This is a genomic window from Actinoallomurus sp. NPDC052308 (assembly GCF_040679195.1).
Classification (GTDB): Bacteria; Actinomycetota; Actinomycetes; order Streptosporangiales; family Streptosporangiaceae; genus Actinoallomurus; species Actinoallomurus liliacearum.
This window is the reverse complement of the sequence record NZ_JBFAUM010000002.1, coordinates 253,807-278,345: the sequence shown is the minus strand read 5'-3', so window position 1 is coordinate 278,345 and position 24,539 is coordinate 253,807. Positions and strand designations below refer to the sequence as shown.

Genomic DNA, 24,539 nt, shown 5'->3' with positions numbered 1-24,539 from the left:
CTCTCGAACGGGGTCTCCCATGCGCTCGTTTCCAGTGGCGGATCCCGGCACGCCCGACCACCGGTCGGCCGCGCGCTACCTGCTGTGGGCGGCGCGCGCCCAGGCCGGCACGATGGTCGGCGCCGCCGGGTGCGGGATTCTGTGGATGGTGAGCCAGGCCCTGATGCCCGCCGTGATCGGACGGGCGATCGACGCGGGTCTGAGCGCCCGCGATGCCGGCGCGCTGGTGACCTGGTCCGGGGCGCTGCTGGCCCTCGGCCTCGTCCAGGCGGCGGCCGGCGTGCTGCGGCACCGTTTCTCCACGGTCAACTGGCTGGGCGCGGCGTTCCGCACGATCCAGGTGACGACCCGGCAGGTCGTACGGCTCGGCGCGACGCTGCCGAAACGGCTGGCCACCGGCGAGGTGGTCAGCGTCGGGATCGCCGACGTGTCGCACATCGGCTCGGCGATGGACATCGTCGGGCGCGGCAGCGGGGCGGTGGTCTCGATCGCCGTGGCCGGAGTGATCCTGCTGACGACCTCCTGGCAGCTCGGCCTGATCGTGCTGGCCGGGGTGCCACTGCTGGCCCTCGCGGTCGGGCCGCTGCTGCGCCCGCTGCACCGGTACCAGCAGCGGCAGCGGGACCTGAACGGCGAGCTGGCCACCCGGGCGGGCGACATCGTGGCCGGCCTGCGCGTGCTGCGCGGGATCGGCGGCGAGCAGGTCGTCGCGGCCCGCTACCGCGCCGAGTCCCAGGCCGTCCGCGCGGCGGGCGTCCGCGTCGCGCGCACCGAGTCGCTGCTGGACGGCGCGCAGGTGCTGCTGCCCGGACTGCTGGTGGCGCTGGTGACCTGGGCGGGGGCGCGGTTCGCGCTGAACGGCGAGATCACGACGGGCCAGCTCGTGTCCTTCTACGGGTACGCGGTGTTCCTCATCGACCCGCTGCGGACTCTTACCGAGGCCGCCGACAAGATCACCAAGGCGCACGTCGCCGCCCGCCGGGTCGTCCGGATCCTCCAGATGACGCCGGAGCTGCCCGACGAGGGGACCCGGTCTCCGGCCCGCGGCGACCTGGTCGACGAGGAGTCCGGTGTCGTCGTCCGGCCGGGGCGGCTCACCGCCGTCGCCGCGACCTCGCCGGAGGACGCGCAGGCCATCGCGGACCGGCTCGGGCGCTTCGCCGACGGTCCGGTCACCTGGAGCGGGATCCCTCTGGGCGAGCTGTCCCTGCGCGCCGTTCGGGAGGCCGTACTGGTCGCCGACAATGAGGCGCGGCTGTTCTCCGGGCGGCTGGCCGACGAACTCGGCGGCGACAGGGCGGCGCCCCGGGTCGAGGCGGCCCTGCGCGCCGCCTGCGCGGCGGACGTCGTGGAGGAGCTCCCCGACGGCCTGCGCTCCACGGTCACCGAGGGCGGCCGGGAGTTCTCCGGCGGCCAGCAGCAGCGGCTGCGGCTCGCCCGTGCCCTCGCCGCCGACCCGGAGGTGCTGATCCTCGTCGAGCCGACCTCCGCGGTCGACGCCCACACCGAGGCCCGGATCGCCGGCCGCCTCCGGGCGTTCCGCGACGGCCGCACGACCGTGGTGTGCACGACCAGCCCGCTGGTGCTCGACCACGCGGACGAGGTCGTCTTCGTCGAGGACGGCAAGGCGGCGGCGACCGGCTCCCACCGTGGATTGCTCGGCACCGAGCCCGCCTACGCCGCCACCGTGAACCGCGAAGACCTGATCAGTGAGGAGCGCGTGTCATGAACGAAGCGACGGGGATCCTGCCGGTCGCCTCGGTCGCCCAGGTGCGGGCCTACGCGCGGCGGCTGACGCTGGCCTACCCGCGGGAGCTCGCGACGGTGCTGGCCGTGCACGGCCTCGCCGCCGTCGCCGGGCTGGTCGCCCCACGGCTCCTGGGCGAGCTCGTCCAGGACGTACGCGACGGGTCCTCGCACGCGGCGGTCGACCGGATCGCGCTCGCCATTCTTGCGTTCGTCGTCGTGCAGGGCGTGCTGCTGCGGTACGCCGTCTACTTGTCCGCGCGGCTCGGCGAGAAGGTGCTGGCCCGGCTGCGGGAGGAGTTCGTCGACCGGGTCCTGGAGCTGCCGCTGTCCACGGTGGAGCGGGCGGGCACCGGTGACCTGGTCACCCGCACGTCCCGCGACGTGGACGCCCTGGCGCGGACCGTCCGGCACGCCGTGCCCGAGACGCTGATCGCGATGGTCACCGGCGCGTTCGCGATCGGGGCGCTGATCCTCGTCGGGCCGCTGACGGCGCTGCCGTGCGTGGTCGGGGTGCCCCTGCTGTGGGCCGGCACCCGCTGGTACCTCAAGCGGGCCCGTGACGGCTACCTCCGGGAGAACCAGGCGTGGGGCGGCGTCACCGCCGGCCTCAGCGAGACCGTCGACGGCGCCCGCACCGTCGAGGCGCTGGGGCTGGAGGGCCGCCGTGTCGCGCGCACGGACGCCGACCTCGCCGTCGCGTGGGAGGCCGAGCGCTACACCCTCGGGCTGCGCACTGTGTGGTTCCCGCTGGTGGAGATCGGTTACGTGCTGCCGGTGGCGGCGACGCTGCTGATCGGCGGCCTGTTCTACCTGCACGGCATGGCGTCGCTGGCGCAGGTCACCGCCGCGACGCTGTACGTCCAGCAGCTCATCGACCCGCTCGACCGGTTCCTGTCCTGGGTCGACGAGCTGCAGGTCGGCGGGGCGTCGCTGGCCCGGTTGCTCGGCGTCGCCGAGGTGCCGGCGGACCGTACGCCGAGCGGCCGGCGGCCCGACGGCGAGCGGATGGCCGTCGACGGTGTGCGCTACTCCTACCGGGAGGGCCAGGACGTCCTGCACGGGGTGGACCTGCGGCTGCGCCCGGGCGAGCGGCTCGCGATGGTCGGGCCGAGCGGCGCGGGCAAGTCCACGCTCGGCCGGCTGCTGGTCGGCGTGCTGCGGCCGCGCGCCGGCGCGGTCACCGTCGGCGGGGTGCCGCTGGTGGATCTCCCGCTGGAGGACCTGCGCCGTAACGTCGCCCTGGTCACCCAGGAACACCACGTGTTCCGGGGCACGGTCCGCGACAACCTGAAGCTGGCCCGCCCCGACGCGACCGACGAGGAGCTGGCGCGGGCGCTGGACGCGGTCGACGCGTCCTGGGCCCACGCGATGCTGGACACCGAGGTCGGGACCGGCAACGCGGCGCTGTCGCCCGCCCGGGCGCAGCAGCTCGCGCTCGCCCGTCTCGTACTGGCCGATCCGCACACGCTCGTGCTGGACGAGGCGACCTCACTGCTGGACCCGCGGGCCGCCCGGCACCTCGAACGCAGCCTGTCCGCGGTCCTCGACGGCCGTACGGTGGTGGCGATCGCGCACCGGCTGCACACGGCGCACGACGCCGACCGGGTCGCCGTGGTGGAGGACGGCCGGATCACCGAGCTGGGCGACCACCACGAGCTCATCGCCCGGGAGGGCTCCTACGCGGCGCTGTGGCGCTCCTGGCACGGCCAGGAGTGACCGAGGAGCCGGTCGTCAGCCGCGCGGGAGCTTGACGACGCTGACGAAGAAGTCGTCGATCTGGCGGACGACCTTGATGAACTGGTCGAAGTCCACCGGCTTGGTGACGTACGCGTTCGCGTGCAGCCGGTAGCTGCGGAGGATGTCCTCCTCGGCCTCGGAGGTGGTGAGGACGACGACCGGAATGGTGCGCAGCGTCTCGTCGGCCTTGATCTCCTCCAGCACCTGCCGGCCGTCCATGCGCGGGAGGTTCAGGTCGAGGAGGACGAGGTCCGGGCGCGGGGCGTCGGCGTAGTCGGCCTCGCGCCGCAGGAACCGCATCGCCTCTTCACCGTCGCTGACGACCGACAGCTTGTTGCTGACCTTGTTGTCGTCGAACGCCTCTTTGGTCAGCACCACGTCGCCGGGATCGTCCTCGACGAGCAGGACTTCGATGGGCCGTACCGTCAGGTCCATGCGCCCTCCTTCGTCGGAGGAGTGACCAGAGTCGCTGTGCTTATGATTCGCTCGCTCCGCTCGTTCATGCTTCGGAGGTCTCCGTGCTGTCGTCGCTGCCGTCGGTGTCCTCGATGGCGGGCAGCGTCCATCGGATCGTCGTGCCCTGCTGCTCCGGCTCGGTGTCCAGCCAGATCCGTCCGCCATGGTATTCGACGATCTTCTTGCAGAGCGCCAGACCGATCCCGGTTCCGGTGTACTCGTCCTTCGGGTGCAGGCGCTGGAAGATGAGGAAGATCCGCTCGGCGTACGCGGCGTCGATGCCGATCCCGTTGTCGCTGCAGGCGAACTCCCAGAAGTCGCCGTCGCGCTCGGCCGAGATCCGTACCCGGGGCGGCTCCTCGCTGCGGAACTTGATCGCGTTGCCGATGAGGTTCTGGAGGAGCTGGGTGAGCAGCGTCGCGTCGCCGATCACCTTGGGCAGTGGATCCCAGGTGATGCCGGCGTCCGACTCGGAACGGGCCAGTCCCAGGTTGTCCATGGCGGCCGCGAGGACGGTCTCGCAGTTCACGACCGTCATGTCGCGGTTGACCCGGCCGACGCGGGAGAAGTTCAGCAGGTCGTTGATGAGCGACTGCATCCGCTTGGCGCCGTCGACCGCGAAGTCGATGTACTGCCGGCCACGGTCGTCCAGGACGTCGGAGTAGCGGCGTTCGAGCATCTGGCAGAAGCTCGCCACCTTGCGCAGCGGCTCCTGGAGGTCGTGGCTGGCGACATAGGCGAACTGCTCCAGCTCCGCGTTGGAACGGCGCAGCTCCTTGGTCTGCTCGTCGAGCTTGGCGCGTGCCTCGGACGCCTCCCGCCACTCCTCCAGGATGTGGTTGCGCATCGCGTCGACGTGCGCCGCGAGCTCGGCGAGCTCGGCGGGCCCGGAGACCCGCAGCGGGTGCGTCAGGTCGCCCTGGGAGACCCGGCGGACCTGGCCGGTGAGCGCGGAGACCGGGCGCAGCACGGTGCGCCGGATGAGGAGGGTGAGGCCGAGCGCGCCGACGATCAGCACGATCGCTCCGCCGGCCAGCGTCTCGTAGAGCCGGTCGACCTGATGGTCCAGCCGGTCGGCGGACCGGTGCTGCAGCTCGGCCAGCCGCGTGCGGGCGGCCGCCACGGCGGTACGGACCGCGGCGAACCGCTGTTCGCCGAAGGCGGCGGACGGCTTCGCGGTCCCGGCGGTGAGCGGGTCGGCGTAGTCGCGCCGCCAGGCGGCCACCTGGGAGCCGGCCTCCGCGACCGCTTCCCGGGCCGGGCCGGCGTGGGGGGTGCTCCGAAGCAGCCGGGTGAGCTCGGCGAGGGAGGCCGCCGTCTCGTTCTCGGCGGCTCGGTACTCGGCGGGGGCGGTCTTGTCACCGGTCAGGCCGTAGGTCCGCACCGCGCCGCCCTCCGTGGAGACGGACGTGCTGAGCCGGCCGGACTCCAGCACGGCGGGGTCGACGTGGCGGAGCAGCGCGGAGCGGGCGGCGCTGCCGTCCCGGACCGCGAGTCCGACGGCGGTGGCCACGGCGACGACGGCGAGCAGCAGGAGGACGAGACCGAGGCTGTACCAGTGGCCGACGCCCAGCCTCGGCACGCCCTCCGCGTCCACCTGGAACGCGGGCGCCTGGCGCGGGCGGCGTGTCGAGGGAGCGGTCACCGGGTGGCCTTTCCGGAGAGCATCACGACGGCGAGGTCGTCGGTGAGGGCCTCGCCGTTGAGGGACTCCACCTCGGCGACGAGGTGGTCGATGAGGAGGTCGCCGCTGAGGCCCCGGGCGCGGGCGCTCGCCGCGAGCTCGACGAGCCCTTCGGTGCCGAGCCGGTCCGGCCCGCCGCCGATGCGGCCCTCGATCAGCCCGTCGGTGTAGAGCATGAGCGACCAGTCGCCGGTCAGCTCGATCTCCGCCGCCGGCCACTCGGACCCGGGGAACAGGCCGAGCGCCGGCCCGTACGCGTCGTCGGGCAGCGCCTTGGCCGTCGTGTCGGCGAACAGCACCGGCGCGGGATGGCCGGCCATGTGGAACCGCGCGCTCCGCCGGTCCGGCGCGATCGTGATCATGCTGAGTGTCGTGAAGATCTCCTCGGACCAGCGTTCGTGGCACAGGACCGTGTCCAGGGTGTCCAGCAGGTCCGTCCCGGAGTGCCCGGCCAGGACGAGGGTGCGCCAGGCCATCCGCAGGCGCACGCCGAGCGACGCCTCGTCCGGCCCGTGCCCGCAGACGTCACCGATGACGAGGTGCACCGACCCGTCGGAGGTCTGCACGGTGTCGTAGAAGTCGCCGCCGAGGAGGGCGCGCTCCCGGCCCGGCCGGTAGCGCGTGTGGTGGTGCAGGGCCGGGTCGCTGATCAGCGGCACGGGCAGCAGCCCCAGCTCGATCCGGGCGTTCTCCTCGCTCCGGATCTGGGCCTCCATGAGCTCGCGCTCGGAGTCCTCGGCGCGCTTGCGCTCCAGGGCGTAGCGGATGGCGCGGGCCAGCAGCGGACCGTCGACCTCGTGCTTGATCAGGTAGTCCTCGGCGCCCGCGGCGACGGCGGCGACGCCCACCGCGGCGTCGCTGCGGCCGGTCAGGACCAGGACGGCCGAGCGCGGGGCCATGTCGAGCACCTGACGCAGCAGGTCGAGCCCTTCGGCGTCGGGCAGCGAAAGGTCGACCACGACGCAGTGGACGCCGGGTCGCAGGCGCTCACGGGCCTCACGGAGCGTGCGCGCCTGGATGATGCCGGCGTCGGGCAACTCCTCGTCGAGGAGCTCCTCGAACAGGAAGGCGTCGCCCGGGTCGTCCTCGATGAGGAGGATCTCCAGCTTGCCGTCGCCGGGAACGACCGAGGTCGAGTGCTCGATTATCTCGCTCACGTCTCGTCGGGGGTCGGGGTGCCGGTCGCACCGTCTGAAGAATGGTGCCCTGTACCGGGCGCGGGGGCAACGGTCACGCGAGCGCTTCCTTAAGGAACCTGATCTGGAGGAGCAGGAGGTTCTCGGCGACGACCTCCTGCGGCGTCATGTGGGTGACGCCGGACAGCGGTAGGACGGCGTGCGGCCGGCCGGCGGCCAGCAATGCCGAGGATAGACGCAGCGTGTGCGCGGCGACGACGTTATCGTCGGCCAGCCCGTGGATGAGCAGCAGCGGCCGCGTCACGTCCGCGGGCGCGTCACCGCCGGAAACGGCGCCGAAGAGGCTCGACCGCTCGTACGGCTCCGGGTCCGCGCCGGGGTCACCGAGGTAACGCTCCGTGTAGTGGGTGTCGTACAGCGTCCAGTCGGTCACCGGCGCGCCCGCGATCGCCGCGTGGAAGACGTCCGGGCGGCGCAGCACCGCGAGCGCGGCGAGGTACCCGCCGAACGACCAGCCCCGGATGGCCACCCGCGACAGGTCGAGGGGGAATCGCTCGGCCGCCCCGCGCAGCGCCGCGATCTGGTCGTCCAGGACCGGTCCGGCGAGGTCGTGGTGGATCGCGCGCTCCCAGTCGTGCCCCCGGCCGGGGCTGCCCCGTCCGTCGGCGACGACGACCGCGAACCCCTGGTCGGCGAGCCACTGCGGCTCGGCGAAGGCGCGGCGTGCGGCGAGGACCCGCTGCGCGTGCGGCCCGCCATAGGGGTCCATGAGCACGGGCAGCGGTTCGTCCCCGGTGTGGCCGGTCGGCAGCAGCACGGCGGTGCGCAGCTCGCGCTCGCCGGCCCGGATCAGGGTGACGCCGACGTTCAGGGACGGCTGCTCGGCGTGGGAGGCGATCCGGCCGACGAGGGCGCCGTCGCGCAGCACGGTCGTCTCGGCGCCGAACCGGTCGAGCCGGCTTCCGGTGACGACGGTCGTGCCGCCGCGCCGGCGGCCGCCGTACACCCCCGCGCCGTCGCTCAGCCGGGCGAGGCCGCCGGGGCCGTACGCCCAGACGTGGATCTCGGTGGGCTCCTCGGAGGCGGTGAACAGGACGGTGTCGCCGTCCACGTCGAGCACGGCGCGCACGTGCAGGCCGTCCGGGGTGACGCGCTCGCCGCCGACGATCAGCCCGCGCGCGTCGTGGCCGTCTTCGGCCACCCAGACGAGGTCGCCCTCGCCGGTGCGGGCGGGCGCGCCGGGGACGATGTCCAGCCAGACCGGGTCGGTGTCCTCCCGGACGAGCGTGGTCCGGCCGGTGGACGGGTCGGCCGCCAGGATCCGCATCGTCTTCTGGTCGCGGGTCTGGACGACGAGCAGCACGCCGCGGGAGTCCCAGCGGGCGGTGACGAGGTACGGGAACGTCTCCCGGTCCCACTCGACCTCCTGCCGCGCGCCGTCCAGCCCGAGGACGAAGAGGGAGACGTCGGCGTTGGGCGTGCCCGCGGCGGGGTAGGCGACCTCCCGGGCCGGCGTCCCCGGGTTCGCGGGGTCGGCGATGTGCCAGCGGCGCACCGGCGACTCGTCGACGCGGGCGGCGAGGACGGCGGTGCCGTCGGGAGCCCACCAGTACCCGCGCATGCGCTGCATCTCCTCGGCGGCGATGAACTCCGCGAGGCCGTACGAGACCTGCTCGCCCTCCGGCTCGGCCAGCGCGCGGTCCGCGCCGGTCGCCACCTCGATCACGCGCAGGGCGCGGCCGGAGACGTACGCCACGTGGGCGCCGGTCGGGTCCGGACGCGGGTCGAAGGCCGGGACGGCGGCGTCCAGGGGGCGGACGGTGGCGCCGAGGTCGGTGACGAACAGCCGCCCGGACAGCGCGAACGCGGCGAGCGTGAGCCCCTCGTCGGTGGCGTACGTGACGATGCCGCCCGCCTGCTCGCGGGCGCGTTCCCGGCGGGCCCTCTCCTCGGCGGGCAGGTCCTCCTCGCCGGGCAGGTCGAGGCCGCGCGGGTCGACGATCAGGCGTTCCTTCGCCTCGGCGCCGTCGCGCGGGACGTCGAGCGCCCACAGGCAGGTGACGGGATCGGTGCCGCCGCGCGTGCGGAGGAACACGACGCGTGAACCGTCGGGGGAGACCAGGAAACCGCGGGGCGCTCCGAGGGTGAAACGCCGTGTACGCGCGCTCTGCCGGGGAAAGCTCGTCGTCATGTCTCGATCCTGCCAGCAGGCCGCTCATGCTCCGTGCAAGCCCGCCGGTCATGCGGAAGACTGTTGCCGTCCATAAGCCGTTTCCCCCAGGAGTATTGATGCCCGACGCCCGTCCCCTACAGCCCGGTGATCCGGACCGGTTGGGGTCTTACGAAGTGACGGGCCGCCTCGGGGAGGGCGGCCAGGGCACGGTCTACCTCGGCCGCTCGGCCACCGGGGACCCGGTGGCCATCAAGCTGCTGCGCGGTGACCTCGCTCAGGACGACACCGCGCGGGGCCGGTTCCTGCGCGAACTGGCCGCCGTCAAGCGCGTCGCCCGGTTCTGCACCGCGCAGGTCCTGGAGGCCGACGTGGACGGTGACCGGCCGTACATCGTCAGCGAGTACGTCCCCGGCCCGTCACTGCAGCAACTCGTCACCGGAGAGTCCCCCCGGTCCGGCGCCGAGCTGGAGCGGCTGGCCATCGGCACGGTCACCGCGCTCGTCGCCATCCACCAGGCGGGCATCGTCCACCGTGATTTCAAGCCGCAGAACGTCCTGATCGGTCCCGACGGGCCGCGGGTCATCGACTTCGGCATCGCCAAGGCCCTCGACGCGGCCGCGACGATGACCAACTCCGCCATCGGGACCCCCGCCTACATGGCGCCCGAGCAGCTCACCGGCAAGGAGATCACCCCGGCCGCGGACATCTTCGCCTGGGGCTCGACGATGGCGTACGCCGCCACCGGCACCGCGCCGTTCGGGCAGGACACCGTGATGGCGGTGATCAACCGCATCCTGAGCGAGCCGCCGGACCTCGGCGGCGTGCACGAGCCGCTGCGCGGCATCGTCGCCGACTGCCTCGCCAAGGACCCGGCCGTACGGCCCACCGCCCAGCAACTGCTGATGCGCCTGCTGGGCGAGGAGGGTGTCACCCCGGCCGCTCCGGTGGTCGGCGGCGGCCCGCAGACGGCGATCCTGGACCAGGGCGCCGCGTTCGCCGAGACCAGGGCGGCCGGCGCCGTCCCGACCACGCCGGTCACCCCGGCCGCGCCCACGATCGCGGCGGGCGGCCTCGGAGCCATGGCGGCGGCGGGCGCGGGCGCCGGAGGTCCGACGATGCCGCATCAGGCCGGGATGACGCAGCCGGCCGGCGTGGCCCGCCGCGGCACGTCGCCGGGGCTGGTCCTGGCGGCGGTGGCCGGGCTCGTCCTCGCGGTGGCGCTCGCCGCGGTGGTCGTCTGGGCGGCCGGCCACCATGGGAACAAGCCGGCGCCCGGCCCGGCGCCGAGCGCCCAGGCCTCCAGCGAGCAGCCCGATGACAGCGGGGAGCCGCAGCAGCCGGTCCAGAGCGGCTCGCGGCCCGAGCCGAGCTACAGCCAGCGGCCGACGCACCGTTGGTCGCCCACCCGGACGGCGACGGCGGCGCCCACCAGCCACGAGCCGACCACCTCGGCGCCCACCGACGAGCCGACGACCGGCGGCCCGAAGGAGCCGACCGGAGACCCGACGGGCGGTGGGAAGGACCAGGGTGGCGGCAAGGCGAGCCTGCCCGCCGGATAGCGTTGCGGGCCATGGCCGACCTGCGCATCCTGTTCGTCCACGCCCATCCGGACGACGAGTCGATCGAGACCGGGGCGACCATGGCGAAGTACGCCGCCGAGGGCGCCCACGTCTGCCTGGTCACCTGCACGCGCGGTGAGGAGGGCGAGGTCATCCCCGAGGAGCTGCGTCACCTGAGCGGCGACGCGCTGGGGGAGTACCGCGTCGGCGAGCTGGCCGAGGCGTGCGCCGCGCTCGGGGTGACCGACCACCGGTTCCTCGGCGGCCCGGGGCGCTGGCGCGACTCCGGGATGATGGGCGTGCCGTCCAACGACCATCCGCGCGCCTTCTGGCGGGCCGACGTCGACGAGGCCGCCGCCGAGCTCGTCGCCGTCATGCGCGAGGTCCGCCCGCAGGTCGTCGTCACCTACGACGCGAACGGCTTCTACGGTCACCCGGACCACATCCAGGCGCACCGGGTCGCGTGGCGGGCGTTCGAGCGGGCGGCGGACCCGTCCTTCGGCACCGGCGAGCCGTGGCGGCCCGCGCGGTTCTACGCCACCGCCGTGCCCTTGTCGACGCTCGAGGAGGCGGTGGGCCGGGGGCCGTTCGAGAAGGTCGCCTCGGTCGCCGAGTTCGGCTTCGGCGTCCCGGACGAGCAGGTGACCACACGGGTCGACGCCCGCGACCACCTGCCGGCCAAGATCGCCGCGATGCGGGCGCACCGTACGCAGATCACCGTCGATCCGCCGTACTTCGCGCTGTCCAACGACGTCGGCCAGCCGCTCCCGGGCGTCGAGTACTACATGCTCCTCGCCGGGGAGCCGGGCCCGCTCGGAGCGGACGGCCGCGAGACCGGTCTGAGGCACCCGGTAGCCTGAGCCGCTGTGGAGCAATGGACGGGCCCGTACGCCCCTCAGGAGCCGTCGCGTGAGTCAGCCCTGGTGACGGGTGTCGCGTACGGCGTGCTCGTCGTGCTCGGTCTGATCTTCGGCGTGATCACGTCGTTCCAGTTCTCCTGGACGCTCGCGGGCTTCCCGGTGGCCGCCGTCCTCCTGTCCCTCGCCGAGTTCGCGGCGTTCCGGCTCGCCGGGTGGGCGATGGAGAGCAAGCTCGGCGTGGGCGCCCTGGCCGTGCCGTGGCTGATCGTCGTCGTGCTGCTGTCGAGCCGGCGTCCGGAGGGCGACCTCATCGTGACCGGCACCACCGCCGGGTACGTCTTCATCTTCGGCGGGTCGATCGCCGCCGTCGTCGCGGTCGCGGTGACCCGTTCGCCGCGTCCCTGGATCCTGCGCGGCACGACGTCCGTGCCGACGCCCCGCGGCTGACCCGTAGGACGCACGGAGCGCGCCCGCCCGGTGGACGTGCGCGCTCGGTGCTCGTGAGTCGCGGGTCGCGGGACCCCGCCGCCGAGGTCAGCCGGTGGTCGCCTCGACCGTCTCGGGCGAGCGGTCGGCGGTGTTCCGCCGGTAGCCCCGCACCGCGAAGCAGGACGCGGCTCCGACGAAGACGAGGGCGAGCGGCAGGAGCATCGTCGGCTTCATCGCGTCGACGAAGCCGTGTCCGAACACGCTCTGGGCCGCCTGGGTGATCTGGTGGACGACCTGCTGGGGGAGGCCGTGCGGCAGGTGCTGAGCCGCTCCGGTCTGGCCGGCGCCCACCTCGAGCCCGCCCTTGGCGGCGTCCTTGAACCCCTGGACGAACGGGCCGCGTGCCTCGGCGGGAAGCGCGCCGGCGCGCTTCTGGGCCTCGTCCCGGAGGTGGGAGGCGAGCTGGTTCTGCAGGATGGCGCCCGCGGCGGCGCTGCCCACCACCGAACCGATCTGGCGGGTGGTGTTGTTGACGCCCGAGGCCGCGCCGGCCATGCGGGGGTCGACGCCGCGCATCGCCTCGGTGGCCATCGGCGCGAAGACGCCGCCGATGCCGATCCCGGAGACGATCAGTCCGGGCAGGAAGGTCGGCCAACTCGAGTCGACGTCGGCGATCAGCACGATCCAGCCCATGCCGACCGCGTACAGCGTGAGCCCGGCCATGAGGATGAACTTGCCGCCGATCTTGTCGGCCATCCGGCCGGCGACCGGCGCGAGGAACATCGAGACGACGGAGGACGGGGCCATGACCAGGCCCGCCTTGAGCGCGCTGAAGCCGAGCACGGACTGCAGGTAGATGGTGAGCGGCAGGAAAACGCCGATCATCCCGATGGACAGGACCGCGCCGACGAAGTTCAGGACCGTGAAGTTGCGGTCCTTGAACAGGACGAAGGGGACCAGCGGGTCGCGGGTCTGCTGGGTGCGCTGCTGCACCAGGAAGATCGCGAAGATGACGGCCGCCGCGGCGAACAGCGCCCAGATGACGCCGTTCCAGTCGTACCGCTGGCCCTCGGTCAGGGCGAAGACGAGGCAGAACAGCGCGACCGTGGCGATCAGAACGCCGACGAGGTCGAGACGGTGGGAGCGCTCGATCCGGACGCTGGGGATGACCGTGAACGCCAGCACGAGGACGAGCACGCCGATCGGCAGGTTGACGAAGAAGATCCACCGCCAGTCGAAGGCGGTCACCAGGAGCCCGCCGAGCGTGGGCCCGGCGATCGTCGCGACCCCCGCCACGGCGCCCCAGATGCCGAGTGCCGCACCCCGGCGTTCGGCCGGGAAGGTGGCGATGATGATCGCCATCGTCTGCGGCATCAGCAGGGCGGAGCCGAGGCCCTGCACCGCGCGGGCGGCGATCAGCTCGGCCGGGTTCTGCGAGATGCCGCACAGCAGGCTGGCGATGGTGAAGACGGTCACGCCCGCGATGAACAGGTTCCGCTGGCCGCGCAGGTCGCCGAGACGGCCCGCGGTGATCAGCAGGACCGCGAGGACGAGGACGTAGGCGTTGACCACCCAGAGGACCTCGTCCAGCGATGCGCCCAGTTTGTCGATCATGCTGGGCATCGCGATGTTCACGATCGTCAGGTCCAGCAGTGTCATGAAGAACCCGAGACTGAGCGTCAACAAGATCGCCCAGGGGTTGCCGTGCCATTTCCTCATGTGACGTTGTTCTCCCCGTTCGGGCGGCCGGGAGGCCGCCAGGTCAGCCGGCCGCTCTTGATGTCCTCGCTGAGCGCGCGCAGGAACTCCAGCTCGGACCGCAGCTGTGCGTTGCAGTACTCGACCTCGATCAGCTGGATCCGCTGCAGCCCCTGCTTGAACAGGCCGTCGACGACGATGTCGTGCGCGGCGAGCTTGCCCTCGATGGCGACCGCGCGGAGGTCGAGCAGGTGGGCGGCGTCGTCCGGCGGCAGCATGGCCAGGAAGGACAGCGCCATGCCGATGACCGGGTACTCCTGCGTTGGGCGGCGAATGAAGTCGCGGAGCCGGGAATGCGCCTCGTCCCGGCCTTGTTCGGTGATCGCGTAGACGGTGCGCTCGGGGCGGCGCCCTTCGCGCGTCGTCTCCACGGACTCGATCAGTCCTTGTCCGGCGAGCCGTTCGACCGTGTGGTAGAGCGACCCGTGCGCGACCTTGACCACCTGGTCGATGGCGTGGTCGCGGATGCGCTGCTGCATCTCGTACGGGTGCATGGGCTCGTCGTGGAGCAGCCTGAGCACCGCCAATCCGAGAGGCGTGAGCGGTCGTGGCATCGTCGTCTTTTCTGGTCCGTACTGATTAATCCACTTGGACGATAGAACTCCGGTTCGACGGATCGCAAATGCATTTACGGCGATATGGGGTAATACGGACGGAGGTCCGGACCCCTCGGGGTCCGGACCTCCGCGAACGACCGGTCGGCAGCCTCACGTCGGCCGCCGGGAGTCTCACACCTCGGCGAGGACCGCCTCCAGCTGGTCGAGCGCCCAGTCCAGGTCCTCCTGGCTCACGACCAGCGGCGGCGCCAGCCGGAGCGTCGTCTCATGCGTCTCCTTCGCCAGCACGCCGCGCTCCATCAGCCGCTCGCTGACCGGGCGCGCCTTGCCGTTCAGCTCCACGCCGGCCCACAGGCCGCGGCCCCGCACCTCGCGGACGTGCTCCGGCGGCAGCGCGCCGAGCCGGGCGTGCAGGTGCGCCCCCAGCGTGCGGGAGCGCTCCTGGAACTCCCCGGTCTTCAGCATCGCGATGACCTCGCGGCCCACCGCGCAGGCGAGCGGGTTGCCGCCGAACGTCGACCCGTGCTGGCCGGGCTTGAAGACGCCGAGGATGTCGCGGTCGGCGACGACGGCGGAGACCGGCAGGATGCCGCCGCCGAGCGCCTTGCCGAGGATGTAGACGTCGGGCACGACGTTCTCGTGCTCGACCGCGAACGTCGTGCCGGTACGGCCCAGGCCCGACTGGATCTCGTCGGCGATCATCAGGGCGCCGTTGGTGGTGCAGATCTCGCGTACCGCGGCCAGGAACCCGCTCGGCGGGACGTTCACGCCGGCCTCGCCCTGGATCGGCTCGATCAGCACGCCGACCGTGTTCTCGTCGACGGCCGCGCGCAGCGCCTCGACGTCGCCGTACGGCACGGTGCGGAACCCGGGCGTGAACGGGCCGTAGGAGTTGCGGGCGTCCGGGTCGGTGGAGAAGCTGACGATCGTCGTCGTCCGGCCGTGGAAGTTGCCCTCGAACGTGACGATGTTCGCCTGCTCGGCGGGCACGCCCTTGACCTCGTACCCCCACTTGCGGGCGGTCTTCAGCGCGGTCTCGACGGCCTCCGCGCCGCTGTTCATCGGCAGGACCATCTCCTTGCCGGCCAGCTCGGCCAGCTCGGCGACGAACGGCCCGAACTGGTCGTGGTCGAACGCCCGGCTGACCAGCGTGACGCGGTCGAGCTGCCGCCGCGCGGCCTCGACCAGCCGCGGGTGGCGGTGCCCGAAGTTGACGGCGGAGTACGCCGACAGCATGTCGAGGTACCGCTTGCCCTCGACGTCGGTCACCCAGGCGCCCTCGGCGTCGGCGATCACGATCGGCAGCGGGTGGTAGTTGTGCGCGCTGTGCAGTTCCGACAGCGCCCGCAGCTCCTGCGTGTTCAACAGTGCTCCTTCTCGGACCCGCGGGGTCTCCCGAGTCCCATTGTCCCTGCTACGGGCGTAGTTCGAGGGTGCAGCACTTCGGGCCGCCCCCCGCCTTGCGCAGCTCCGTCATCTCGATCGGGATGACGTGGAAGCCGCGCTCCGTGAGCCGTGCGATCAGCGTCATGGCGTCGTCCGGAACGATCACGTTCCGGCCGTCGCTGACCGCGTTCAACCCGAACGCCAGGGCGTCCTCCTCGGTCGCCTCGATCAGCTCGGGGAAGAGCGCCTGCAGCTTGATCAGGCCGTCCTCGTCGAAGGCGCCGGGGTAGTACGCCGCCGTGAAGGGGTCGATCACGCACAGTGCGGTGTCGAGGTGGTAGAACCGCGGGTCGATCAGGCGGACGCTGACGACCGGCAGCCCGAACGCGTCGTGCAGTTCGTTGTGCGCGACCGGGTCCGTACGGAAGCCGTGGCCCGCGACGATCGCGCGGTAGGCGAAGGCGTAGTCGCCCTCACCCTCGTTCACGGCCTCGGCGGTGCGGATGCGCCGGTAGCCGTGCTCCTCGAACCACATCCGGTGCGCGTCCGCCTCGGCGGCGCGCTCGGGGTGGCGGAACCTCGCGCCCAGCACCATGCCGCCGACGACGGTCGCACCGTTCGCGGCGAAGACCATGTCCGGCAGGCCGGGGACGGGCGGGAGGACGTGCACGGTGTGGCCGAGTGAGACGTAGGTCGCGCGCAGGCGTTCCCACTCGTGGCGGGCCCGGTCACGGTCGACCGGGGTGGTCGGGTCCATCCACGCGTTGATCGCGTACTGGACGTCGAAGTAGGTCGGCGGGCACATCAGGTAGGTCCGTGCCGGCTGCCCCGCCGAGATGCCCGCGCCATCGCGGGCAAGGGTCTGCATCGTCATCGATGTTGTGCTCCTGGCAATGCGGGCCCGATTACGCGCCCAGTGGGTTGGTGAGGCACCACCCGCAGCGTAAGGTCGGCTTGTCCGCAACACCAATAACGGATGTGCGCTCTGAAGGGTCTGATCATTGCGTCTTGACGACATCGACCGGCGAATCGTTGCGTGTCTGCTGGAGAACGCCCGCGCGTCCTTCGCGCAGGTCGGCGACGAGGTCGGACTGTCGGCCCCGGCGGTCAAGCGCCGGGTCGACCGGCTCCGGCACGACGGGGTGATCACGGGGTACGCCGCGGTCGTCGACCCCTCGGCGCTGGGCTGGACGACGGAGGCGTTCGTGGAGTTGTTCTGCGCGGGCCGTACGTCCCCTGCGGAGATCTTCGCCAGCATCCGCCGGCATCCCGAGGTGGTGGCGGCCTACACGGTCACCGGGGAGGCGAACGCGCTGGTCCACCTGCGTGCCCACGATATCCAGGCCCTCGAGGAGGCCCTCGAGCGGCTGCGCAACGAACCGAACATCGTGCAGACCAAGACCTCCATCGTCCTGTCCCGGCTGCTCGGCCGCCCGACCGGCGGCCCGGACGCCTGACCGGTGGGCCGGACGCCCGACCGGTGGGCCGGACGCCCGACCGGCGGGCCGGACGTCTGATCCAGCCGTTGTTACCATCCGGTAGATGGACTTCACGACGGCTGATCTCTTCGACGAGTACGGTGCCGAGCTGGCGAGCTGCGAGACGCAGTTCCGTTCGTACGGGGCGCGCGCACGCTTCGCGGGGCCGGTGGCGACCGTCCGCTGTCACGAGGACAACGCGCTGCTCAGGAAGGTGCTAGCCACGGCGGGGGAGGGCCGCGTGCTCGTCGTCGACGGCGGCGGCTCGCTGCGCACCGCGCTCATGGGCGACATGATCGCCGGATCGGCGGTCGCGAACGGCTGGGCCGGAGTCGTGATCAATGGTGCGGTCCGCGACGTGGTGGCACTGCGCGAACTCGACCTGGGGATCCGGGCCCTGGGTTCCAACCCCCGCAAGAGCGCCAAGGACGGCACCGGCGAGGTCGACGTTCCGGTGGTGTTCGGCGGCGCCGAGTTCCGGCCCGGCACCTGGCTGTACGCCGACGAGGACGGCATGGTCGTGGCGGGCCGCCGCCTGGACGCGGAACCCCGCTGAGGGCTGGGAGTCCCGGACGAATCCGCCGTCCGGCTGTGCGGACCGGATCGGTCGGACACGCCCCGGCGGCGGGCGCCGTCCGGACCCGGCGCATTCCGCTGAGGGCTCCGCCGGGCCTCGGCCGGCGGTCCGGCTCAGGGGAGCCGGCCGAGCTGCTTCGTCAGCAGCGACGTCCCCTTCTTGGTGATCGCGTCACCGGACGCTTTCGGCGCGACGCGCTCCCAGTACATCGAGACCAGCACGACGTTGCCGCGGTTCACGTAGTCGAACGAGCGGTAGATGACGTTGATGATGCTGGCGGACGGGGCGTACAGCGCCTTCTCGAAGCCGCGTACGTGCGACCAGCCGGGCGTCGTCTCGTCGGTGGTGTGCCAGGTGTCGTCGTGGGCCAGGGCGATCCGGTTCCCGGGGAGGCGCTTCTGCGGAATGTGCTTCTTCGCCGGGCACGCCATGACCTTCGTGCGGATGGTCGCGAACATCGCCGCCGCGGTGGCGGCGTCCGGGTAGGTCAGCGCGATCTCCCCGTAGTTCGCGCCGTAGTACTGGCTGGTGTTGAACTCGCGGACCTTCACGTCCGGGCCGCCCGCCGGCTTGATCGCCGAGAGCGAGCAGGACGGGACGGCATGCTCCTTGAGCGCCGGGGTGCTCGGCGGCTGTTCCTTGATGCGCGGGTCGATGTCCCGGGCCGACAGGAAGGCCGCGGCCACCCGATCGGCCGCGTAGCTCGGTGTGGGCGACGGGCTCGCCGTCGTACGGCCGGGCGGCGAGGAGGACGGCGTCGCCTTGTGACCGCCGCCACCTCCGCACCCGGCGAGGAGGACGCCCGCTGCGAGCAGGACGGGGACGTACGCGCGGGGGCGGTACACGTGGCGCTCCTCCTCGGTGCCGTGGATCAGCCGGGCTGGGACTGGGTCTGCACCTCGCCGACCGCGAGGCCGAGGTTGCCCGGCGGACCCGTCATGGGCCCGAACGCGCCGCCCGCCGTGTCGCAGTCGTTGCCCTGACAGGCCCAGGTGATCCGGTAGGTGATGGTCGCGGTGATCGTGTACTTGTGGTCCGGCCGGCTCGCCGACGACCTCTGATAGGTGTAGCCGCAGTCCGTGCCGCCGGGCGTGCCCGCCGTCGCCGCGGCGCACGTGAGGCCGTTGCCGTCCCCCATGTTCCACGTGACGACCGGCTGGTCGGCGGTCACCGTCACATGCTGGCCCGGCACGTCGGCCACCGCGGTCTTGTTCCCCACGTCGTCGACCCACAGGCCGGTCGTGATCCGGATGTAGGACCGTGGACTCGGCGCCGTGCCGATCCCGGGGACGGGCAGTTCGAGGTTGTCCCGCGCGTCGTAGGCGACGTCGATCGTGGGGATGTGAGGGGCGGCCGCGGGCGCGTTGGTGCCGGGTGTGCAGGCGAGATCGCCGCCCACGGTCGGGCAGCCGATGCCGGGGCCGGTCCCCCCGCCACTACCGCCGCCACCACCGCCGCCGCTCTCACCGCTGGTGCCGCCTTCGCCGGGGATGGTGCGGTTGCTGTGCGCGCAGGCGTTGGGCAGGCAGAGTGGGGCCGCGCCCGCCGTGCCGGACGCCAGGCCCACGGCGGCGCCCGGGAGGAGGGTCAGCAGGACGGCGATGGAGGTTCGTCTGGTCAGCATTTCCTGCCCTCCGTCGCGTCGGAGATCTTGTAGGTGCCGTCGCTGTAGCGCATGACCGCCTGGTAGAGGTGACTGCCGTCACGCCAGGCGGCGAGCCGCTTCCCGGTCCTGGCGGAGAAGCGGTACGACCCGAGGGTCCGCACACAGTCGAGGATCACGACGACCGAGTCGTCTTTGGAACCGCCCTGAACCTGGGGGTTGAGGACATTGTGGAATCGCCAGAAGACGCCCTGCCGCTGGATCTTCGCGACGTCCTTCTCGATGATCGACAAAAGCGGATCCATGGCGACCGCGTCGAGCCGGCTGGTGTCATTCGTCCCGTACGCCTGCTCGTACATCCGCTGGTACTCGCGGTAGGCGGCGACGGCGGACTGCGGAGTCCGGGGAAGCGGGCCGTTGCTCGCCGGGCCGCCCGCGGTGTTCACCGGCGCGTCCGGCTGCGGCGTCGCATCGGGGGATGAGGACGTCACGGGGGAATCGTCCCCTTGGGCCTGCCCGCTGGGGTGGAAGCCACCGGTCGCGCGGCCGCCACAGGCTGTGAGCAGGCTCGCCAAGAGGAGCGAACCGACGCACATGCGGAATCGCATCGTCAATTCCCGGGCATCGGGGGAAATTACCTCATGAGCTTACTGAGGCGGTAGGGGCAAGAAAAGAGGTTCCCAAGAACGGGTGAATCGGTCGCGGCCCTATCTCCGGTTAGAGGCGACCGACCAGTCGGACCAGGTCGAGGCCCAGAATCATGTCGAGTTCGACCGCCGTCTCGAATTTCGCGCCAGGCGGTACGGAGTCGTCCTCGGCGAGCCGGGACAGGCAGGCCAACGCCGCCGGTGTGTCGAGGTCGGCGTCCAGGTGCGCGACCGCCTCCGTGACGTACGAGCGCTCCGGCGGCCGCCCGGGTGACTCGGCCCAGCCGGCGACGCGACGCCGCCACGCGGTGAGCGAGGCGTCCGCCGCGGCGAGGTCCGTACGACCGTGCGGCAGGTCCGCCCGGTAGTGGGTCTCCAGCAGCGCCAGCCGCACGGCGAGGGGGTCGAGGCCGTCCCACGGCACCGGGACCCAGCGGCCGACCGTCGCGCCGACGTGCACGTCGGCGGGGCCGGAGGTCAGCTCGGCCGGGCGTACGCCCAGGTCCGACGCTCCCGGCACGGTGTTCCAGATCCCCAGCGCGCGCAGCCGGTGGCGGACGGCGAGCCGGCGGATCAGGTCGGCGACCACCTGGGCGCGCAGCTCATCGGAGCAGGCGACCCGGATGACTCCGGGGCGAGCCGGGACGATCTCCGTGAGGCGCCCGGTTCCGGGATCGTACAGGCGCAGCATGCGGACGACCCTACCCACAAGCCCGCCGAGCGCACCTTCTAGGCCTGGGGCGCCGAATGCGTCTGCGGGGTGGACGGGGAGTACGGCGCCGAGGGCGTCTGGGGGGCCGACGGCGCGTGCGGAAGGTCCGACAGGTGCGGCCCCGACGGCCCCGTCGGGCCGGGCGGCGTGTGCGGGGTCGGCGGTGCCTTCGGGGGCGGCGGCTGGACGAGCTCGTCGCCGCCGCCCGGCTGGCGCACGGCCGCGAACCTGAGCCGTACGTAGTCGGCCATCCACCCGGACTCACGGCGGAGGGCGGGCGCGGCCAGTTCGTTCACCCGGTCGAGGAGCGGTCCGGCGAGCTCCGGGGGGACCTCGGCGATCAGCTCGGGGGCGAAGAGCCGGACCCAGTCGGCGGCGCCCTCCGGGCATTCGGTCAGGCGCGTCGGCCGGTCGAAGTACTCCATGAGCCGTACGACGAAACCGCACTCCTCCAGCCGGGTCGCGTACTCGGCGGGGGTGGGGAAGTACCAGGGGAGCTCCGGTTCCGGCAGGCCGAAGACGCGCCAGGCCGTCTGCACGGCGGTGATCAGCTCCGCGCAGTTGCCCGCTCCGCCCATCTCCGCCACGAAGCGGCCGCCCGGCCGCAGTGCGGCGTGCACCCGCGAGATGACCGCGGAGGGGTCGCGGGTCATCCAGTGCAGTGCCGAGTTGGAGAAGACGGCGTCGTACGGCTCGCTGAGCGTGAAGTCGTGCGCGTCGCCGACGGCGAACGACAGGTGCGGGTTCTGGGAGCGCGCCGCGTTGACCATCTCGAGTGATTCGTCGATCCCGACGACCTCCGCGCCGCGCGCGGCGATCTCGGCGGTCGAAACACCCGTTCCGCAGCCCAGATCGATGATGCGTTCGTCGGGCTGAGGATCGAGCAGGTCGAGCAGCGGCGCCCCGTGCGCGGAGACGTACCCGAACGCGGTGTCGTACGTCGCCACGGCCCATTGCATGAGCGCAACATATAGGACATAGCCGCCAACTGCCGTAACGTCTCGCATCCTGGATCGCTCGCCGTGATCAGCGTCACGATCCGTCAGGAGCGGCGTCGACTCCCGGCGCGGTTATCCACAGACCGGGGGACGGGCCTTACGGCGGGAGCGCGCGCCGGGCGAGGCTTGCGGGAGACCGATTCGGAGGAAGACCGGCTCCCGGAGGCAGCTCCATGATCGACCTGACCGTTCCCGCGTCCGTCGCCGCCCCCTTCGTGGTGGCCACCGCGCATGCCCTCGACGATCCGGCCGCGGTGGCGCGCGGCCGGGTGCGCCTGCCGTTAGCGGCCGAGCTGCTCGGCTCGCCGCTCCTCCGGCTCCGCGGCCGGCCCGCGGCCGAGTCCGGATACGCCGACCTCATCGGCTCCGCCGCGTGGGCACGGCCGGACGAGGCGCACCTGCTCGACAAGGCGCGGCACCACATCGTGATCACCGGGCAGGCTCCGCCCGTCTCCCAGCCCGAGCACGCCCAGGCGGCCCGCGAGATCGCCCGGGTCGTCGCCGAGGCCTGTGACGGGGTCGTGTACGACGCGTGGTCGCACCAGGTGCTGCCGCACGCCTTCCGGTTCGGCCCCGAGCACCCGGAGTTCTGCCTGGCCGACGACTGGCTCGCGACGTTCGTCACCGGTGGGGAGGGCGGCGAGCTGCACCTGGTGACGTGCGGGCTGCACCGTTTCGGGTTCCCCGAGCTGGAGGCCGTCGCGGTTCCGGGCGGCAACCTGTTCGCGGCGGTCACGCTGCTGCGCTCCCTGGCCGTCGGCCTCCTCGACGAGCACTGGGCATGGCTGACCTGCAACCCCGGCGCCCGGCTCCGCCGCGTCCCGGCCGAGAGGACGGTGTCCGGCACCGACGTCTGGCGCTACTGGGCGGCCGCGCCGACCGGCGCGGCGAGTGCGCCCGTGAGCGTCCGCCTGAGTCCCGCCCCGCCCGAGGGGGCCGACGCCCTGCCCTACCTCGTCGCCGGGCCGCCCGCCGACTTCGACGCCCCCGCCGCCCTGTGGTGGAACGACGTCGTCGATCTGGCCATGCCCTACGTCCCCGAGGCGCCACGCCGCACGGCCGCCTGAGCCGGCGCCCCCATCCGTCCCGAACGTCAGAGAGGCGGTCATGTCCCCCTTCCTGCTGTCCGTACCCGAGGTCGTCACCTCGCACTATGTGATCGCGACCAGCGAGCCGCCGGTCGACCCCTACGCGGTCGTCCCGTGGCGCGTGCCCGAGCCGTTCCGGAAATCGGCCATCGAGGCGCTCAAGACCCCGCGGCTGGGCATCTTCACGATCGACGCAGGCGAGGCGACCTGGCGCCTCGACGACGTCCTGGCCTCCGACGAGGACCGGCGGCGCATCCGCGAGTCCTCCCACCAGATCCTGCTCGTGCACCATGCGCTGACCGTCGAGCAGCCGCACCGCGAGCAGGTCGCGCGCGCCGTGGCCCGGGCCCTCGCCGACGCGACGAACGGCGTCCTCATCGACCCGCAGGCCCGGCAGGTCCTTCTACGCGACGGCCTGGCGCGCGCCGAGCGCGGCTGGTTCCGGATGGGCGACCAGTGGTTCGGCACCCGCTATGAGGCGGACGAGGCGGCGCGCCGCCCCGGCCCGGGCGGCGCGGCCGGGTGTTCGTGCCTGCGCATCACGCTGCTCGGGCTGCGCCGGTTCGGTCTGCCGGACCTCGTGATCGACGAGGTCGCCTGCACCCAGGACCTGCCCGCCCTCAACCTCCTGCGCGCGGTCGCGTCCCGGCTGCTCACCGACCAGTGGCGGTGGTGCCGGGAGCATCCGGCGCGGCCGACGCGCAGGCTCGACGACCATCCGCGGATCGAGCCCGACGACTTCTGGGCCTTCTGGGGCGCCACTCCCTTCCTGGACGGCGCTCCGGTGGTCACCCGGCTGACGGCGACCTCGGGCGGGACCCTGGAGGTGGCACCGCCCGACGACTACGCGGGCACGGTGGCCGACTGGAGCCGCGAGGTGCTGGCCCCGGCCCTGCCGCCGCTCGTCGGCTGCCCCGCCGACGAGGACACAGCGCACGCGCGGTCCGCCGGGGGCGGAGCGTGACCCGCCTCTAGAATCCGATTCTGTATTCGTCTGTATCCGTCCGCGGGCGCGAGGAGCAGCAGTGACGTACACCGAGATCGACTACACCGTCGCCGACGGGATCGCGACCATCACGCTGGATCGCCCCGAGCGGCTCAACGCCTTCACGCTCGTGATGCGCGGCGAGCTGATCGACGCCTTCGACCGCGCGGACGCGGACGACGACGTCCGGGTGGTCGTCGTCACCGGCCGGGGCCGGGCCTTCTGCGCCGGGGCCGACCTGGAGCGCGGCGGCTCGACGTTCGACTACGAGGCCGCGAGGGACATGTTCGGCGGCGAGGACACCTTCGAGGACGGCGCGCCGCGCGACGGCGGGGGCACCGTCGCGCTCCGCATCGCCCGCTCGCTCAAGCCGGTGATCGGAGCGATCAACGGCCCGGCGGTCGGCGTGGGCGTCACGATGACCCTTCCGATGGACATCAGACTCGCGGCGGAGGGCGCACGGTTCGGCTTCGTCTTCGCCCGGCGCGGCATCGTCACGGAGGCCGCGTCGAGCTGGTTCCTGCCGCGCATCGTCGGCATCGCCCAGGCCATGGAGTGGGCCGCCACGGGCCGGGTCTTCGACGCCGAGGAGGCGCTGCGCGGACGCCTGGTGTCCTACGTCCACCCCGCGGACGAGCTCCTCGACGCGGCGTACGCGCTGGCCGGGGAGATCGCGGCGAACACGTCCGCGGTGGCCGTCGCGGCCGTGCGGCGGCTCATGTGGTCGGGGCTGGGCGCGTCCTCGCCGTGGGACGCGCACCGGGCCGACTCCCGCCTGATGTACGCGCTGGGCTCCGCCCCGGATGCGGCCGAGGGCGTGACGTCGTTCCTGGAGAAGCGCCCGGCCGAGTTCCCCATGAAGGTCAGCCGGGATCTGCCCACGGAGGTCCCCGACTGGCCGTCGCCCTGACCGCGTCCCGGCCGACGGCGGGCTCCACCAGATGACCCGCGCCGGGGCCGGTTCGCC

23 protein-coding genes are annotated in these 24,539 nt (G+C 72.6%); 10 read left to right on the top strand and 13 right to left on the bottom strand.

The features are described 5' to 3' along the window. Positions 1-19 precede the first annotated feature (19 nt). Together AB0L00_RS07350 and AB0L00_RS07345 are read left to right on the top strand one after the other, a co-directional pair. Positions 20-1,729 (top strand): ABC transporter ATP-binding protein, encoded by a 1,710-nt coding sequence (locus AB0L00_RS07350; protein WP_364429676.1) that lies wholly within the window; start codon positions 20-22, stop codon positions 1,727-1,729. Then, the gene (locus AB0L00_RS07345; protein WP_364429673.1) at positions 1,726-3,465 is read left to right on the top strand and encodes an ABC transporter ATP-binding protein; all 1,740 of its coding nucleotides are present in this window, start codon (positions 1,726-1,728) and stop codon (positions 3,463-3,465) included. Before AB0L00_RS07350 ends, AB0L00_RS07345 begins: the two co-directional genes overlap by 4 nt. Before the next feature lie 15 nt (positions 3,466-3,480). Here AB0L00_RS07345 and AB0L00_RS07340 read toward each other — a convergent pair whose 3' ends face one another. The 4 genes from AB0L00_RS07340 to AB0L00_RS07325 all read right to left on the bottom strand — a co-directional run bounded on the left by AB0L00_RS07340 (position 3,481) and on the right by AB0L00_RS07325 (position 8,953). Next, positions 3,481-3,921 (bottom strand): response regulator, encoded by a 441-nt coding sequence (locus tag AB0L00_RS07340; protein WP_345354282.1) that lies wholly within the window; start codon positions 3,919-3,921, stop codon positions 3,481-3,483. 64 nt (positions 3,922-3,985) lie between these two features. Further along, positions 3,986-5,587, bottom strand: a complete 1,602-nt coding sequence (locus AB0L00_RS07335) for an ATP-binding protein (RefSeq protein WP_364429670.1) — start codon at positions 5,585-5,587, stop codon at positions 3,986-3,988. After that, entirely contained in the window at positions 5,584-6,783 is a 1,200-nt protein-coding gene (locus AB0L00_RS07330; RefSeq protein WP_364429668.1) for a SpoIIE family protein phosphatase, read from the bottom strand. The genes AB0L00_RS07335 and AB0L00_RS07330 overlap by 4 nt, the downstream gene beginning before the upstream one ends. A gap of 73 nt (positions 6,784-6,856) precedes the next feature. After that, the gene (locus AB0L00_RS07325; protein ID WP_364429665.1) at positions 6,857-8,953 is read right to left on the bottom strand and encodes a prolyl oligopeptidase family serine peptidase; all 2,097 of its coding nucleotides are present in this window, start codon (positions 8,951-8,953) and stop codon (positions 6,857-6,859) included. A gap of 98 nt (positions 8,954-9,051) precedes the next feature. Between AB0L00_RS07325 and AB0L00_RS07320 the strand changes: the two genes are divergently transcribed. Genes AB0L00_RS07320 through AB0L00_RS07310 form a run of 3 tightly spaced genes read left to right on the top strand, consistent with a single transcriptional unit; the run spans position 9,052 to position 11,801 of the window. Beyond that, the gene (locus tag AB0L00_RS07320; RefSeq protein ID WP_364429662.1) at positions 9,052-10,494 is read left to right on the top strand and encodes a protein kinase; all 1,443 of its coding nucleotides are present in this window, start codon (positions 9,052-9,054) and stop codon (positions 10,492-10,494) included. A gap of 11 nt (positions 10,495-10,505) precedes the next feature. Beyond that, positions 10,506-11,354, top strand: a complete 849-nt coding sequence (gene mshB / locus AB0L00_RS07315; protein WP_364429657.1) for an N-acetyl-1-D-myo-inositol-2-amino-2-deoxy-alpha-D-glucopyranoside deacetylase — start codon at positions 10,506-10,508, stop codon at positions 11,352-11,354. Between the two features lie 6 nt (positions 11,355-11,360). Next, a complete protein-coding gene (locus tag AB0L00_RS07310; RefSeq protein WP_364429655.1) occupies positions 11,361-11,801 on the top strand; it encodes a DUF6113 family protein in 441 nt (146 codons plus the stop codon). An 87-nt stretch (positions 11,802-11,888) separates the two neighbouring features. Here the strand turns inward: AB0L00_RS07310 and AB0L00_RS07305 are convergent, their stop codons facing one another. The 4 genes from AB0L00_RS07305 to ddaH form a co-directional block, all read right to left on the bottom strand. After that, positions 11,889-13,502: a DHA2 family efflux MFS transporter permease subunit gene (locus AB0L00_RS07305; RefSeq protein ID WP_364429652.1), complete on the bottom strand. Its 1,614-nt coding sequence runs from the start codon at positions 13,500-13,502 to the stop codon at positions 11,889-11,891. Continuing rightward, positions 13,499-14,062 carry a PadR family transcriptional regulator gene (locus AB0L00_RS07300; RefSeq protein ID WP_364429649.1) on the bottom strand — a complete coding sequence of 188 codons (564 nt, stop codon included), beginning with the start codon at positions 14,060-14,062 and terminating at the stop codon, positions 13,499-13,501. Before AB0L00_RS07300 ends, AB0L00_RS07305 begins: the two co-directional genes overlap by 4 nt. Before the next feature lie 207 nt (positions 14,063-14,269). Then, positions 14,270-15,463 (bottom strand): ornithine--oxo-acid transaminase, encoded by a 1,194-nt coding sequence (gene rocD / locus AB0L00_RS07295; protein ID WP_364429646.1) that lies wholly within the window; start codon positions 15,461-15,463, stop codon positions 14,270-14,272. A 49-nt stretch (positions 15,464-15,512) separates the two neighbouring features. Next, positions 15,513-16,358 (bottom strand): dimethylargininase, encoded by an 846-nt coding sequence (ddaH, locus tag AB0L00_RS07290; RefSeq protein ID WP_364429643.1) that lies wholly within the window; start codon positions 16,356-16,358, stop codon positions 15,513-15,515. A gap of 127 nt (positions 16,359-16,485) precedes the next feature. Between ddaH and AB0L00_RS07285 the strand changes: the two genes are divergently transcribed. Next, on the top strand, positions 16,486-16,941 hold the full coding sequence (locus tag AB0L00_RS07285; RefSeq protein WP_364429641.1) for an Lrp/AsnC family transcriptional regulator: 456 nt from the start codon (positions 16,486-16,488) through the stop codon (positions 16,939-16,941). Between the two features lie 85 nt (positions 16,942-17,026). Then, on the top strand, positions 17,027-17,518 hold the full coding sequence (gene rraA / locus AB0L00_RS07280; protein WP_364429639.1) for a ribonuclease E activity regulator RraA: 492 nt from the start codon (positions 17,027-17,029) through the stop codon (positions 17,516-17,518). A 134-nt stretch (positions 17,519-17,652) separates the two neighbouring features. Here the strand turns inward: rraA and AB0L00_RS07275 are convergent, their stop codons facing one another. The 5 genes from AB0L00_RS07275 to AB0L00_RS07255 form a co-directional block, all read right to left on the bottom strand. Next, positions 17,653-18,384, bottom strand: coding sequence for a hypothetical protein (locus AB0L00_RS07275; RefSeq protein ID WP_345354255.1), 732 nt, complete (start codon positions 18,382-18,384; stop codon positions 17,653-17,655). Positions 18,385-18,410: 26 nt separating this feature from the next. Further along, the gene (locus AB0L00_RS07270; RefSeq protein WP_364429637.1) at positions 18,411-19,163 is read right to left on the bottom strand and encodes a hypothetical protein; all 753 of its coding nucleotides are present in this window, start codon (positions 19,161-19,163) and stop codon (positions 18,411-18,413) included. Continuing rightward, positions 19,157-19,633: a hypothetical protein gene (locus tag AB0L00_RS07265; protein ID WP_364429635.1), complete on the bottom strand. Its 477-nt coding sequence runs from the start codon at positions 19,631-19,633 to the stop codon at positions 19,157-19,159. The genes AB0L00_RS07270 and AB0L00_RS07265 overlap by 7 nt, the downstream gene beginning before the upstream one ends. Before the next feature lie 226 nt (positions 19,634-19,859). Then, positions 19,860-20,480 carry a hypothetical protein gene (locus tag AB0L00_RS07260; protein WP_364429633.1) on the bottom strand — a complete coding sequence of 207 codons (621 nt, stop codon included), beginning with the start codon at positions 20,478-20,480 and terminating at the stop codon, positions 19,860-19,862. 38 nt (positions 20,481-20,518) lie between these two features. Continuing rightward, positions 20,519-21,460 carry a methyltransferase domain-containing protein gene (locus AB0L00_RS07255; protein ID WP_364429630.1) on the bottom strand — a complete coding sequence of 314 codons (942 nt, stop codon included), beginning with the start codon at positions 21,458-21,460 and terminating at the stop codon, positions 20,519-20,521. Positions 21,461-21,672: 212 nt separating this feature from the next. Between AB0L00_RS07255 and AB0L00_RS07250 the strand changes: the two genes are divergently transcribed. From AB0L00_RS07250 to AB0L00_RS07240, 3 genes are all read left to right on the top strand, one after another. Continuing rightward, complete coding sequence (locus tag AB0L00_RS07250; protein WP_364429627.1) at positions 21,673-22,566, top strand: hypothetical protein; 894 nt, start codon at positions 21,673-21,675, stop codon at positions 22,564-22,566. A 40-nt stretch (positions 22,567-22,606) separates the two neighbouring features. Then, positions 22,607-23,551, top strand: a complete 945-nt coding sequence (locus AB0L00_RS07245; protein WP_364429624.1) for a hypothetical protein — start codon at positions 22,607-22,609, stop codon at positions 23,549-23,551. Positions 23,552-23,612: 61 nt separating this feature from the next. Further along, positions 23,613-24,482, top strand: coding sequence for an enoyl-CoA hydratase-related protein (locus tag AB0L00_RS07240; RefSeq protein WP_364429621.1), 870 nt, complete (start codon positions 23,613-23,615; stop codon positions 24,480-24,482). Positions 24,483-24,539: the final 57 nt, after the last annotated feature.